The following is a 13403-nucleotide window of genomic DNA, read 5'->3' as shown; positions in this document are numbered from 1 at the left end:
GCCCTTCGGGGCTTGCAGAGCGATTCACACTCCGCGTTGCGACTTCTTGAAAGGTCTAGACATTCCTGCGAAGCCGCGCCTTGATTGTGAACCGCTCTGCATGCCAGAGGTATCATGGAGTTATTCAGAGGCTCCTAAGCATTAAGAAAAATACACTGATCAAGAATCGCTAAATATATATCAACGTAGAAACACAAAATAATACAGGGCGAATTCAATCAATAGATTAACCGATTCGACAATTATCGCCGCAATAGGAAATAAGACTCTTTTCTGGCTTGCACTCTCTCACAGATGGGAAATTATTCTCAAAGGGAGCCAGCAAAGTTATATCAATAAAATACCGCGCCACAGCTTTTACTATCTTCTTTCCCGGATCTCCAAGACATCTACACTAATAATCTGGCGGTAAGTTGCGGTATTCATATCGCTATCAGACCTCCTACTTATTACCAGTCGCACCTCTGGAAGGTTGGGCATGAACGGAATCAATCTGACATTAGTTTTTTGTGCAGTACTGTTGCTTACCAGCCCGTCGGTTGCGGACTATAAAAAGGGAGATTTTATCGTTCGCGTTGGCGCTGCTGCGGTCGATCCAAACGACGATTCTGGTAGACTTCGCCTAAATGGCACCCCCTTGGACTACACCCGGGTCTACGTGGATACCGGCTACTCCGCTAGCATCACTGGTACCTGGTTATTTGCAGACCACTGGGGACTGGAATTACTGGCAGCTGTACCTTTCCGGCACGATCTCGATGTTCGCGGTTTACCGGACCCGGATACCGGTGATCCACTGGGTCGGGTATCCCTGGGTGACATCAAGCACCTTCCGCCAACTCTCAGCGTACAGTGGTATCCGGTATGCACCGAGTCCTGGGTACAGCCTTATATTGGTGTGGGAATTAACTACACCCATTTCTTCGATGAAGATATCAGCCGCACGGCACAAAACTACTTCGAGACGGCCCTGGGTGCAGACTCAAGGGCATCCCTGAGCCTGAGCAATTCCTGGGGCCTGGCATGGGAAGTGGGCGTAGATATTGCCTTTGGACGAGAGAGCAACTGGCTGTTTAATGCGGCCATCTGGTACTTGAGCATCGATACCAAGGCCAAAATTCGCTTCCGCACAGAAGATAACGACTACGACCGCATCAATGTAAATGTAGATATTGACCCCTGGGTCTACTCAATAGGTATCGGCTATCACTTCTGAGCGGCCTTTTGTCCACTTCTGAATGAACCTGACCCACCCGATGTTCGATTTATTCGAATGATATGGTCGAATTTAACCAATTTTCATTCTACTCGTCCTCTATAAACTGCCCCTTATCCACAGCAGCTACTCCGCAGTGGCGCTCAATTTACAGTTTAAGGACCGACACAATGAATACTTCCACTTTATCCACAGCATCAAATGCCCCCAGTGGTTCCTTGTTTCCAGCCGTCGCAGACCTTTCCGGACGTATTGGCTTGGCAGCAATCTTCTTACTGGCAGGTGTTAACAAGATCCAAAACTATGAGGGTAGCGCTCAGTACCTGGCCTACGGTGGTCTACCCGAGTTTCTGCTCCCATTGGTAATCCTGTTTGAGATAGGCGGTGCCTTAGCTCTGATTGCGGGTTTTCAAACTCGATTAACTGCTCTGGCATTCGCCGGATTTAGCTTACTCACTGCGTTCCTGTTCCATAGCAACCTGGAAGATCAAATGCAGTTTCTAATGTTCTTTAAGAACCTGGCTATAGCCGGTGGTTTTCTGGTGATAGCAGCCCATGGCGCTGGGCGTTTCAGCTTGGACAACAGAAAGAAAACACATTGATTCCATCTGAAGCCAGTCACAAAACAACCGCTATTTAGGAGTATGAAATGGGATTGTTAATTAATGGCCAGTGGCACGACCAGTGGTATGACACCAAGAATTCAGGTGGCGCATTTAAGCGAGAGGCTGCACAGTTACGCAACTGGATTACTGTCGATGGCAGCGCAGGGCCTAGTGGCATAGGTGGCTTTAAAGCTGAGTCTGGGCGCTACCATCTATATGTATCCCTGGCCTGCCCCTGGGCTCATCGCACCTTGATTTTCCGCAAATTGAAAAAGCTGGAAGAACATATCAGTACCTCCGTTGTAAGCCCGGATATGCTTGAGCAGGGATGGAGCTTCAATACCGATGAGGGTAGTAGCGGTGATGCACTATTTGGTTATGACTTTATGCATCAGGTTTACACTCGCAATAAATCCGACTACTCCGGCCGCGTTACGGTCCCAGTACTTTGGGACAAACAGCAAAACTGTATTGTCAGCAATGAGTCATCCGAAATAATTCGCATGTTTAATAGTGCGTTTAATGAAATTACTGGTGATACACAGGACTTTTATCCCAAAGACAAACAGAAAGATATCGAAGCCATCAATCAATTGGTCTATGAAAACATAAATAACGGGGTTTATCGCTGTGGTTTCGCGACGACTCAATCCGCTTATGAAGAGGCCTACCGAAACTTATTTGATGCCCTGGATAAGGTAGAGGCAATATTAGGTAAACAGCGGTATCTGGTAGGCGATAAGGTCTCTGAAGCAGATTGGCGACTATTCACAACTTTAATTCGCTTTGATTCCGTTTATCACGGCCACTTCAAGTGTAACCGGCAGCGTCTGGAAGACTTCCCCAACCTGCGCAATTATGTCCGCGAGCTATACCAATGGCCGCAGGTCTCAGAGACAGTGAATTTCCACCATATTAAACGCCACTACTATTTTAGCCATAAATCCATCAACCCCAGCCAGGTGGTACCTGTGGGTCCAATGATCGATTACAACAGTCCCCACAATCGGGTATAAATACGCTTGCCCCGCGCTTGGGGCAAGTATTTGGGGTTCTAGGCAGTGCAGCTTTGCCCTTGATATTTATCCACAACTGCCGGTATAAGAATCAGGGTTTACATAATGCAAAAAACCACCTTAGAACAATGGCGCATGTTTAAAGCGGTAGTGGATGCCGGAGGTTTTAATCAGGCTTCTGCGCGAGTCCATAAAAGCCAATCCAGTATTCACAATGCGGTTAGCAACCTGGAAGCTGCTCTCGGAGTCAAGCTTTTTGAGATATCTGGCCGCAAAGTGATACTCACGGAAGTTGGCAACCTAATGCTGCGCCGCGGCCAATACCTGCTGGATGAAGTCTCCCGTATCGAGGATATTGCCAAAACCCTTGGTGAAGGCGTGGAATCAGAACTGCGTATCGCTGTAGATGGCGCCTTCCCCCAAAGTGTGGTTTTTCAGGCACTGGAGAAAGTTTCGGCGAGATATCCCCAGGTGAATATCGATATTGTCGATACCATATTGTCCGGTACCAATGAGTTGATCCAAGAAGGGCTTGTGGATTTAGGCCTTTCTGCCTTTCCTATGAAAAATGCTCTCAACGATGAAATTTGCCGTATAGAATTTGTCGCTGTCGCTCATAGAGATCATCCGCTACATCAATTAAATTGCGAACTGACGTACGAGAATCTGAAATTATATCGACAGATTATTGTGCGGGACTCAGCTATGCAGACAAACAGGGATTCAGGCTGGCTGGGAGCGGAACAGCGCTGGAAGGTGGGTAGTTTACGGGCCTCCTTAGATCTTATTGAACAGGGCCTCGGTTTCGCCTGGCTACCCATACCCCTAATTTCCAAGTTACTCAATGCGGGGACGCTTAAAAAGCTTAAATTAAAAAACGGTAGCCTACGCTCCACAAGCTTTTTCTTGAACTTTAAAGACCAGGATAAATTAGGCCCTGCCGCTAGAGAGTTTATTGGTGAGCTAAGATTGCTGACCTTAGATATGCCAACCTCTGAAGAATCTTAAACATTCTATTAATACGAACAACCAATTCATTTTTATCCAATATCTCCTATAACCACAGCAGCCTACCATAGCCAAATTATTTCTACCGATAAGGAACCGGCTATGTACTACTTCAGACCATCAGGGGAACGGGGGCAAGCCCGTTTTGGTTGGCTACACAGCAAACACAGTTTTTCATTTGGGCACTATTATGACCCGAATCATCTGGGGTTTTCCGCGCTGCGAGTTATTAACGATGATACCGTAAAGCCTGGGGCAGGTTTTGACACTCATGGCCATCAGGATATGGAAATTATTTCCTACATTCTGGAGGGTGCTATCGAACATTTAGATAGCGAGGGAAACCACTTTATCGTTCCCGCTGGTGAGATTCAAAGAATGAGTGCAGGTAAAGGTATTACCCATTCAGAGTATAACCACTCAAAGACTAAAAACCTTAAATTCCTGCAAATCTGGATTCAACCTAACCGGAAAGATATTCAACCCAGCTATGAACAAAGGACAATTACTCAAACTGGGGCGCTAACTCCATTGGTAACTCCCGATGGACGCGATAACTCACTAATTATTCACCAGAATGCCAGCTTGTTTCGCCTCCAACTACGTACCGGTGAGAGTTTAAGATTGAACACCCTTAAGCGCCCAGGATATCTTCATATCATCGCTGGTAATGTCGAACTCAATGGCAGTCATCTGCTAGTGGCGGGAGATGGCTTGGGAGTTTATCGGGAAAAAATAGAGTTAACCGCTTCAGCAAATAATGTTCTCGCACTATGGTTCGACTTGCCTCGATAATAGGCAATCTATCAACAGACTGATTCTGTTGGAGCTGTAAACCTGCTCTGAGATACCGCTTCTTGTAACAGGCATTGGAATCTATCTAACCAGAACATTCATCTTTACAAGCACAAGACTACTCACCCTAAAAGCGACAATCTCCGGTTTACACCTAAACTATTAACTTGGCAGTGATTCACTGCTAGATACTGACATCGAGTCACCAGGGATAAAATAATGGGATCAGTAGGCGACATGGAAAGTCGCAATGGCGATAGAAAAGCGCCGGGAAGATGGATCTCCCTGCTTTCTCCGATTCCTCCGGCCATTGTCGCCTTGTTATTGCTTTTTCATCTACCCGATATTTCTGCAGGCAGAGAGTTTTCCTTTGGCATTAGCTGGGTTCCAGATCTGGGCATATCCCTGCGTTTCTATATCGACGGACTCAGTTTTTTATTTGCCTTATTAATCAGTGGTATTGGATTTTTTATCACCATTTATGCCGCCGAGTATTTGCGCGGCAATCCACTATTGCGACGCTTCTTCCTCTATCTCTATCTCTTTATGATCGGAATGCTGGGTTTGGTATTGGCATCCGATCTCATTACTTTATTTGTGTTTTGGGAAGTGACGACAGTCGCGAGCTACCTCCTGATTGGCTTTAACCACTCCAGTGCTGTTGCGCGGCGATCAGCTTTACAGGCTTTACTAGTAACTGCCTTAGGGGGGCTTTGCTTACTTACCGCTTTCTTATTAATGGGACAAATTGTCGATAGCTATGACCTTGAAGAGTTGTTAATAAAAGGGGAACAAATTAAATCCAGTTCACTCTATCTTCCTATTTTGATTCTGGTACTTATCGGAGCATTCTCAAAGTCGGCACAATTGCCTTTCCATTTTTGGTTACCCAATGCCATGGCGGCTCCAACACCGGTGAGCGCATATCTGCACTCCGCCACTATGGTCAAAGCCGGTATTTACCTTCTTGCTCGCCTACATCCGGTACTAGCCCACACTGAATACTGGGAGTGGATTTTAACCTGCACCGGTATTGCCACTGCCGCAGTAGCGGCAGTGGCTGCCCTGCGTCAAACAGACCTGAAACGGGCCCTCGCCTATACCACCGTAATCGCTCTCGGCACTATCACCATGTTTCTGGGTTCTGATGCTTCAGCTGCCGTCGCCGCTGCAATTACTTTCTTGCTGGTTCACTCTTTTTACAAAGCTGCACTGTTTATGGTGGTGGGCATTATCGATCGGCAGACCGGTACCCGGGATTTAACCAAGCTACACGGCCTGGCAAAATTATTGCCCTTTGCGTTTATCGCTGCGCTGGCTTCAGCCCTATCCATGGCAGGGTTCCCGCCGTTCCTTGGATTTATTGGCAAAGAACTGAAATATGAAGGTGCCTTGGCGGTAGCTTCAGAGCCCGCATTGGTGGGCACAGCAGCAATTTTTGCCAATGCGGTAACGGTGACAGTAGCCGGTATGGTAGCCATCAAACCCTTCTTTGGTCCTCCACCCAAAGATGCCAGCCGTATTCGAAGCGCACCTCCCGGTTTATGGATAAGCCCAATAGTTTTAAGCGCTTTCGGCCTCACATTTGGCCTAGCCCCGGACTTAGTCGGTGGCGGACTGGTGGAACCGGCTCTCACAGCGATACTCGGACTTCCAGAAACCATCGACCTAAAACTCTGGCACGGTATTAACATTCCTCTCCTGATGAGTATTCTTACTTTTGTGCTCGGGGTGATTATGTATGTCAATCTCAAACGTATGCGAGCTTGGTTAAACTGGGACTTTACCCATGCGCCAACTAGCGCCGATTTACTGTGGGATAAATCCTTAGAACTATTAAAAGCTTTTGCCGCACTGCAAACACGTATATTGCAAAATGGAATTATGCGGCGTTATCTCACTGTTATTTTTGTTACTCTCTCGATGGCTTTAATTTATGCCTTTATACATACCGGCCACTTCTCACTGGAGTACACTGCACCACGCCTCAATTTAAAAGAGTGGGCAGCCATACTGCTGACGGTAGGAGGCACCTTTACTGCGGGCATTGCGCGTAAACCTCTGACCGCCATTTGCGCACTCGGCGCTCTCGGTGTGGGTATAGCACTAATTTATCTTTTCTTTGGCGCACCGGATGTAGCCATTACACAGATTCTGGTAGAAACGCTGTATCTGGTATTAATTGCTGCGATTCTTCCACGCCTGCCCGTATTTACTCCCGGTAAGAAGGAAGGCTTCCGTCCCAGGGATGCACTGCTGGGTGCCACAGTCGGCCTTTTATTTACTATCAGTATTTTGGTGGTCCTGCAAACCCCATTCGAGAGCCCTGTAAGTGAATTTTACAAAGAGGCAGCAGTACCCGAGGCCCATGGACGCAATATTGTCAATGTCATTCTGGTGGACTTCCGGGCCCTGGATACTTTCGGGGAGATTATTGTGGTGTTCACCGCAGCTGTCGCTGCGGTGACATTACTCGGTCATCATTTAAGACGGGGCAAGCAGTGAACTCTATTATCCTACAGACAGCGACCCGTGTGTTGGTAGCCCTGATCTTGGTCTTCTCCATTTATATGCTGTTACGTGGACACAATTATCCCGGAGGCGGATTTATTGCTGGATTAATTGCCGCTTCTGCTTTTGCCCTGTTTGCTATGGCTTGGGGGATGGAGGCTGCACAAAGTGCTCTGCGCATACCTCCAGGGACCCTCGCCGCCTGGGGAGTTGTCATTGCCGGGTTATCTGGATTAATGGCTCTATTTTGGGGAGATGGCCCCTTTTCCGGACAGTGGTTTGCCATGGTAGGGAGCAAGGAAACTGGCGGAATTATTATCAGCAATGTTTTATTTTTTGATATTGGAGTTTACCTAACAGTACTCGGAGCCGTTCTCACACTGATTTTCGCACTGGAAGAGGCCAGCTAAAATGGAAGCTCCACTCGCCGTTGTCGTCGGCATCCTGATAGCTACCGGCGTTTACCTTATGCTGGCCCGCCACCTGTTACACTACCTGTTTGGCTTGGTACTGATCAGCAATGCCGCCAATTTGGCAATTTTTATCGCCGGACGACTGACCCGTGCCTCGCCACCGCTGGTCCCCAAGGGCCAGGAAGCCCCGCAAATTATCGTTGCCAATCCCCTACCCCAGGCCCTGATCCTAACCGCAATCGTAATTGGCTTTGGCCTGCTGGCCTTTGCCCTGGCACTAATTGCACAAGCTTACCGGGAGCTGGGTACATTAGATGTGGATAGTATGAGAATTGCTGAACCAGTTAAGCCCAAGAGGAAGAAAGCCCCTTGAGTTGGTTATTGGCCCTGCCATTCTTAATCCCTATCGCCACGGCGTTAATTACATTTCCCGCACGCGGCCGTCAATATCTTTGCTCTGCCATTTCTATATTGGGATGCCTTACCGCCCTTTGCGTTAATATTTTTATTCTAATCCTGGTTGAAACCAATGGTCCTCAGGCCGGGCAGATGGGGGATTGGCAGGCCCCCTTCGGAATCACATTGGTCGCCGATCGGCTCAGTGCGGTAATGCTGTTGATCAGTGCCATTGTGGGATTATGTGTCTCACTATTTGCAATATCAGACATCAGTGAAAAACGTGTGAAGATGGGATTTCACAGCTTCTTCCAGCTGCTTTTAGCGGGCGTCAGCGGTAGCTTTATCACTGGTGATTTATTCAATTTATATGTGTGGTTTGAGGTAATGTTAATTGCCTCTTTCGCTCTACTGGTACTCGGTGGTGAGAAAATACAACTGGATGGCGGTATTAAATATGTAGCGTTAAATCTGGTATCCACACTGTTGATGCTGACCTCTATCGGGCTCCTTTATGGGCTCACTGGCACCCTGAATATGGCTCAGCTGCATATTTCCCTGGCAGAGGTGCAAAATCCTGTCGCGATTTCAACATTGGCAGTTATATTTATCTGTGCTTTTGGGATCAAGGCGGCAATATTTCCCCTGTTTTTTTGGTTGCCCGCTTCATACCATGTTCCGCCGGTCGCCGTTACCGCTGTATTTGCCGGTCTATTGACTAAGGTCGGCGTCTACGCGCTTATTCGCACCTTTACTTTAATATTTCCCAATGATCTTGAGTTCACCCGGGATATTTTATTATGGGCAGCATTGCTCACCATGCTGACAGGTGTGTTGGGCGCTGCGGCACATTATGAATTTCGGAAAATACTTGCATTTCATATCATCAGCCAGATTGGATTCCTGGTCTTGGGGCTAGCTCTGAACAGCCCCCTGGCACTGGCCGGATCTGTTTTCTATATGGTCCACAACATTGTGGCAAAAACGAACTTATTCCTGATCAGTGGTACTGCTCAGCGCCTCACAGGCAGTTATGAATTGAATGAGATTGGCGGTTTATATCGGTCCAGTCCGTTTCTATCGACATTATTTTTTATAGCCGCATTCAGCTTGGCTGGATTTCCTCCACTATCAGGTTTTTGGGCAAAACTGCTATTGGTCAAGGCTAGCCTGGACCAGGCCGCCTATATCGTCGCTGCTGTCGCGTTAATTACCGGGGCACTGACTCTATTTTCAATGAGCAAGATATGGGCGGAAGCATTCTGGAAACCTCACCCCGAGGAGCATTGCAAGAATTTATACAGCTTAAGTGGTGCGGAGCGCTTCCAGCGGCTGCTTCCAGTCATATTGCTCGCACTTATCACCTTGACCTTGGGATTTGTTCCTGAACCTTTTATAGAGTACTCCCTGGGTGCTGCCGGAGAGTTATTGGAGCCTGATGATTACCTGAACGCAGTGTTGCCAGGTATTGTTCATTCAATTACGGATAACTGAATAGAAATGCGTATTTTTCTATTAAATTTGCTGCTCGCCATCAGTTGGTCTGCGCTGACGGGAAATGCTTCCATGGCGAACTTTTTCTTTGGCTTTTTGATCGGTTTTTTGGCACTTCGAGTATCTCCCATACTGCCTGGGGCACAAACCTACTTTACCCGCCTGCCGCGCTTGGCTCATTTATTTTTTTTCTTTCTCGAGGAGCTAGTATTATCCAGCCTGCGCGCCGCCTACGAAGTCTTTTCACCCCGCTTACAAAGCCGGCCTCTGGTCGTACGACTACCCATGGAGAGACTCGATAGAAACCAGATTTTTATTCTTACCAACTTAATTTCGCTGACACCGGGTACGATGGTATTGGACGTCACCCCCAATAATGATGCCTTAATCGTACATACTATGTTTGTCAGTGATCCAGACACCTTTCGCGAAGAAATTAGAGAGGGGTTTGAGAAACGGGTTAAGGAGGCGGTTTCCTGATGTTTCTCACAATTATCGATATTCATTCACCACTGGTCACAGTAGCAATCAATATTGCCTCCTTTCTATTATTACTCGCCCTGGTAATGTGCTTCCTGCGTATCGCTTTGGGCCCCACCTTAGCGGACAGGGTTGTCGCTCTGGATGTTCTCAACATTTTGGCCGTGGCCTACTGTGCACTACTGGCAATCGCCTCGGGACAACCCGTGTACCTGGACGCTGCCATCGCCCTGGCCCTGGTCGCATTTTTAGTGAGTGTGGCCTTTGCCCGCTTTATTGAAAAAAGCGGCTCGCGCACAGTCACCCACAGCCATAGGGGTCGTGATGACATTTGATGAAATTTTTATCGCTTTGATAATTCTGGTGGGCAGTTTTTTTGGGTTCAGCGCCGCTTTGGGCTTGCTGCGAATGCCGGACTTTTACACTCGAATGAGTACATCGGGAAAAGGGGCTACGGTATGTTGTGGGTTATTACTGGCGGGCGTAGCAATTCTCTTTAGCGATGCCCAAGTGACCGCCAGGGCCATTGCTGCCATCTTATTCTTATTACTGACAGTTCCAATCGGTGTACATATGATTGCCCGGGCAGCCTACCGGGCCGGCACTCCCATGTGGCGAGGTACCGGCTCCAAGATCAAGTTCAAGAACCCGATGCGCAATATTCAGTAAGGACTAAATCTTTTCGCCGTAAAGCTCTTCGATCATCTTCTCACTGCGTTCACGCAACTGATCCATATCCGGGTCCTGTAAAATGACATGACCCATTTTGCGCCCAGGGCGAAGTGCTTTGCCGTACAGCCAAACACCATCGTTATCCTGCTTTGGAGCTACATCAACCCCCAACATATTGACCATCGCAACTGGCACCGGGCAGACAGTATCGCCCAGGGGCATATCCAGTATCGCGCGGATATGATTGGCAAATTGGCTGGCCTCAGGGCCGACAAAGGTCCAGTGACCGCTGTTGTGAACTCGCGGTGCCACTTCGTTGACAATCAGGCCACTCTCACTGACAAAACACTCAACGGCCAATACACCCACATAGTCCCAGTCCTTCAGCAGGGTCGCCAGGTAACCCTCTGCGGCCTTGAGCAGCTCCGGGTTGTCGTAGGGAGCGGTGGACAGCAGTAAGGTGCCGTTGCGGTGGCGGTTTTCCGTCAGCGGATAGGCTTTAATTTCACCAGATGCCGAACGAGCACCGATAATGGAAACTTCACAGGCGAAATTCACCCCAGCCTCAACGACACACTCCTGATCACCAGCTTGGGGAATGGCAGCATCCAAGTCTGCAGCACTCTTCACACACCATTGATTCTTGCCGTCGTAGCCATTTTCACAGCTCTTAATAAACGCCGGATATCCCAGTTGGTCGACCGCTTCCCGCAGCTCTTTTTCACCCTGTGCTGCTGCGAAAGGTGCAACAGGCAGTCCAGAGTCTGTGAGTGCTCGCTTCTCACGCAAACGGTGCTGGGCCTTCTCTGTAATATGCGGGTCCGGATATACCGGGCAAAAGGGCTGAAAAGAGCGCAGCAAGTCCACACTCACTTGCTCTCTCTCACTGGTGATCACTTCCGGGCGTCCCAGTGCCTGATACAAGGCCTCAGGGTCCTGTCCCGGTTCCATCTCCACGATAGTCCCCAGCCCCTTCACACAGTCGGTGTTTTCACCGGTCTCAGCCAGGAAACTGAACTCCACTCCGAGGGGCTGCCCCTCTTGAGCCATCATCTGTGCCAACTGCCCACAGCCAATAATGGCAACTCGTCTCTTACTCACAACGATCTCCTATCACTCAACCGTGATCGGGACTTGCTCGGTCTGACGCTCACGCCAGGCGATCAGGCGCTTCTGCAATTCCGCATCAGCCAAAGACAACATCTGCGCAGCCATCAAACCTGCATTGTAAGCACCGGAAGCACCGACCGCCTGGGTTGCTACCGCCACACCGCGAGGCATCTGCACAATGGATAACAAGCTGTCCATACCCGTCATAAAACGGCTCTCAACCGGCACTGCGATCACAGGCAGGGGAGTCAAAGCAGCGATCATACCCGGTAAGTGGGCGGAGCCGCCGGCGCCGGCAATAATCACTTCGGTACCGGATTCGTGGGCACGGCTGGCAAATTCAACCATGCGCTGGGGAGTTCTGTGGGCCGAAACCACAGCAGTAGCAAAGGGAACTTCGAGCTCTTCCAGAGGCTTAGTCGCGTTGCTCATGGTGGCCCAATCTGAGCGGGAACCCATTACGATAGTGACTTTTTCAAAGGGAATCGGCTTCACTTGCGATTAACTCCAATATTGAACGAGCGCCAGATAGACGGGAATCGCCACCAGCACATTGAAAGGAAAGGTAACTGCCAGGGACAAAGTGATGGACACACTAGCATTGGCCTGCGGCAGGGCAACGGACATAGCCGCAGGCACAGCGATATAAGAGGCACTGCTACCGAGCACCGCGAGCAGAAAGATACCACCAGGCGACAAACCCAACAAACTCCCCAAGATACCGCCAGCGGCACCGCCAATCAGCGGCATAAAAATGCCGAAGCTGAGCAGGAAAGCCCCCTGCCCTCTAACATCGGCCAACCGCGCCGCAGCGACACGCCCCATTTCCAGCAGAAAGAGCGCCAATATGCCATGAAACAGGGTCCCAAACAAAGGCATTACTGAAGCGGTACGCTCTCCAGCCCAGGCTCCGATAACGATTCCCCCCAGGAGCAACAGTACTCCCTGGTTGCAGGTGACCTCGTGAAACACCCGGCGCTTGCTCGAACTGCCCATCGATTGCCGCGCCAACAGCATGCCGACAATGATTGCCGGGACTTCAAGAAGTGCTACAAACAGAGGGAAATACGCTTCGTATTCAATATTCTGTGACTGTAGCAGGGCCACCGCCACCGCGTAGGTGGCAACACTGACAGACCCATAGTGCGCCGCCGTTGCCGCCGCATCCACACGTGACCACTTGCCAATCCAGCGCAAGATAGGGAAAGCCACCAGGGGTAACAGAGCACCAAAAGCCACCACCGCCAGGGACTGGGGAACCAGGGTGGCAGCGGAATACGCACTTAGAGCAGCACCACCTTTCAAGCCGATGGCGATTAGCAGGAAGGTAACGCAGCTCTGGTAAAGACCTTTGGGTAAACGCAGGTCACTGCGAACCAGCTGGGCAAAGGCGCCCAGCAGAAAGAAACCAACAACAATATCCAACTGCATCTCTATCGCTGTCCCCGGCGCTGTCTGGAGCGATTATTGGAGATACGTATGCGTTTCGGAGTTTGCTGCGCCATCAGCCAGTAAGCAGCATTGGCCAGAACCACCACTAGGCCTACAGCCATCAATGGAACCCCGTTCATACCGGCAAGATTTACTGACAAGCCTGCGCATAAAACTAACAAGCCGACAATCACGCCAAATAAGAGTTGTGATCTCTGCATTGATAATGCCCCCACTGGTTATTGAAATTGACGCA

Annotated in this window: 16 protein-coding genes; 12 read left to right on the top strand and 4 right to left on the bottom strand. The window is 49.3% G+C overall.

The window, feature by feature from the left end; all coding sequences use genetic code 11:
* Positions 1 to 478 precede the first annotated feature (478 nt).
* The 12 genes from ACJJIW_RS09805 to mnhG all read left to right on the top strand — a co-directional run bounded on the left by ACJJIW_RS09805 (position 479) and on the right by mnhG (position 10603).
* Entirely contained in the window at positions 479 to 1216 is a 738-nt protein-coding gene (locus tag ACJJIW_RS09805) for an OmpW/AlkL family protein (RefSeq protein WP_444937212.1), read from the top strand.
* Between the two features lie 170 nt (positions 1217 to 1386).
* Complete coding sequence (locus ACJJIW_RS09800) at positions 1387 to 1818, top strand: DoxX family protein (RefSeq protein ID WP_282931265.1); 432 nt, start codon at positions 1387 to 1389, stop codon at positions 1816 to 1818.
* A gap of 47 nt (positions 1819 to 1865) precedes the next feature.
* Positions 1866 to 2837, top strand: coding sequence for a glutathione S-transferase family protein (locus ACJJIW_RS09795; protein ID WP_282931264.1), 972 nt, complete (start codon positions 1866 to 1868; stop codon positions 2835 to 2837).
* A 105-nt stretch (positions 2838 to 2942) separates the two neighbouring features.
* On the top strand, positions 2943 to 3845 hold the full coding sequence (locus ACJJIW_RS09790; RefSeq protein WP_444937211.1) for a LysR family transcriptional regulator: 903 nt from the start codon (positions 2943 to 2945) through the stop codon (positions 3843 to 3845).
* Between the two features lie 102 nt (positions 3846 to 3947).
* The gene (locus ACJJIW_RS09785) at positions 3948 to 4640 is read left to right on the top strand and encodes a pirin family protein (RefSeq protein WP_444937210.1); all 693 of its coding nucleotides are present in this window, start codon (positions 3948 to 3950) and stop codon (positions 4638 to 4640) included.
* 219 nt (positions 4641 to 4859) lie between these two features.
* Complete coding sequence (mbhE, locus tag ACJJIW_RS09780; protein WP_444937209.1) at positions 4860 to 7145, top strand: hydrogen gas-evolving membrane-bound hydrogenase subunit E; 2286 nt, start codon at positions 4860 to 4862, stop codon at positions 7143 to 7145.
* The gene (locus ACJJIW_RS09775; protein ID WP_282931260.1) at positions 7142 to 7561 is read left to right on the top strand and encodes a Na+/H+ antiporter subunit B; all 420 of its coding nucleotides are present in this window, start codon (positions 7142 to 7144) and stop codon (positions 7559 to 7561) included. The genes mbhE and ACJJIW_RS09775 overlap by 4 nt, the downstream gene beginning before the upstream one ends.
* Position 7562: 1 nt before the next feature.
* Complete coding sequence (locus tag ACJJIW_RS09770; RefSeq protein ID WP_282931259.1) at positions 7563 to 7937, top strand: Na+/H+ antiporter subunit C; 375 nt, start codon at positions 7563 to 7565, stop codon at positions 7935 to 7937.
* Entirely contained in the window at positions 7934 to 9454 is a 1521-nt protein-coding gene (locus ACJJIW_RS09765) for a Na+/H+ antiporter subunit D (RefSeq protein WP_444937208.1), read from the top strand. Before ACJJIW_RS09770 ends, ACJJIW_RS09765 begins: the two co-directional genes overlap by 4 nt.
* A gap of 6 nt (positions 9455 to 9460) precedes the next feature.
* Complete coding sequence (locus ACJJIW_RS09760; RefSeq protein WP_444937207.1) at positions 9461 to 9934, top strand: Na+/H+ antiporter subunit E; 474 nt, start codon at positions 9461 to 9463, stop codon at positions 9932 to 9934.
* Positions 9934 to 10269, top strand: a complete 336-nt coding sequence (locus tag ACJJIW_RS09755) for a cation:proton antiporter (RefSeq protein ID WP_282931256.1) — start codon at positions 9934 to 9936, stop codon at positions 10267 to 10269. Before ACJJIW_RS09760 ends, ACJJIW_RS09755 begins: the two co-directional genes overlap by 1 nt.
* On the top strand, positions 10259 to 10603 hold the full coding sequence (gene mnhG, locus ACJJIW_RS09750) for a monovalent cation/H(+) antiporter subunit G (protein ID WP_282931255.1): 345 nt from the start codon (positions 10259 to 10261) through the stop codon (positions 10601 to 10603). Before ACJJIW_RS09755 ends, mnhG begins: the two co-directional genes overlap by 11 nt.
* Before the next feature lie 3 nt (positions 10604 to 10606).
* Here mnhG and ACJJIW_RS09745 read toward each other — a convergent pair whose 3' ends face one another.
* From ACJJIW_RS09745 to ACJJIW_RS09730, 4 genes are read right to left on the bottom strand one after another with little or no spacing between them, the layout of a single operon-like run.
* On the bottom strand, positions 10607 to 11707 hold the full coding sequence (locus ACJJIW_RS09745) for a 5-(carboxyamino)imidazole ribonucleotide synthase (RefSeq protein WP_444937206.1): 1101 nt from the start codon (positions 11705 to 11707) through the stop codon (positions 10607 to 10609).
* Positions 11708 to 11719: 12 nt separating this feature from the next.
* Complete coding sequence (gene purE / locus ACJJIW_RS09740; RefSeq protein ID WP_282931253.1) at positions 11720 to 12211, bottom strand: 5-(carboxyamino)imidazole ribonucleotide mutase; 492 nt, start codon at positions 12209 to 12211, stop codon at positions 11720 to 11722.
* Between the two features lie 6 nt (positions 12212 to 12217).
* A complete protein-coding gene (locus ACJJIW_RS09735) occupies positions 12218 to 13147 on the bottom strand; it encodes a sodium-dependent bicarbonate transport family permease (protein ID WP_444937205.1) in 930 nt (309 codons plus the stop codon).
* A gap of 2 nt (positions 13148 to 13149) precedes the next feature.
* A complete protein-coding gene (locus tag ACJJIW_RS09730) occupies positions 13150 to 13368 on the bottom strand; it encodes a hypothetical protein (protein ID WP_444937204.1) in 219 nt (72 codons plus the stop codon).
* Positions 13369 to 13403 lie beyond the last annotated feature (35 nt).

This window comes from Microbulbifer maximicatervae (SeqCode), assembly GCF_052467815.1.
The sequence above is the reverse complement of the archived record's forward strand: the minus strand, read 5'-3'. Positions and strand labels throughout refer to the sequence as shown.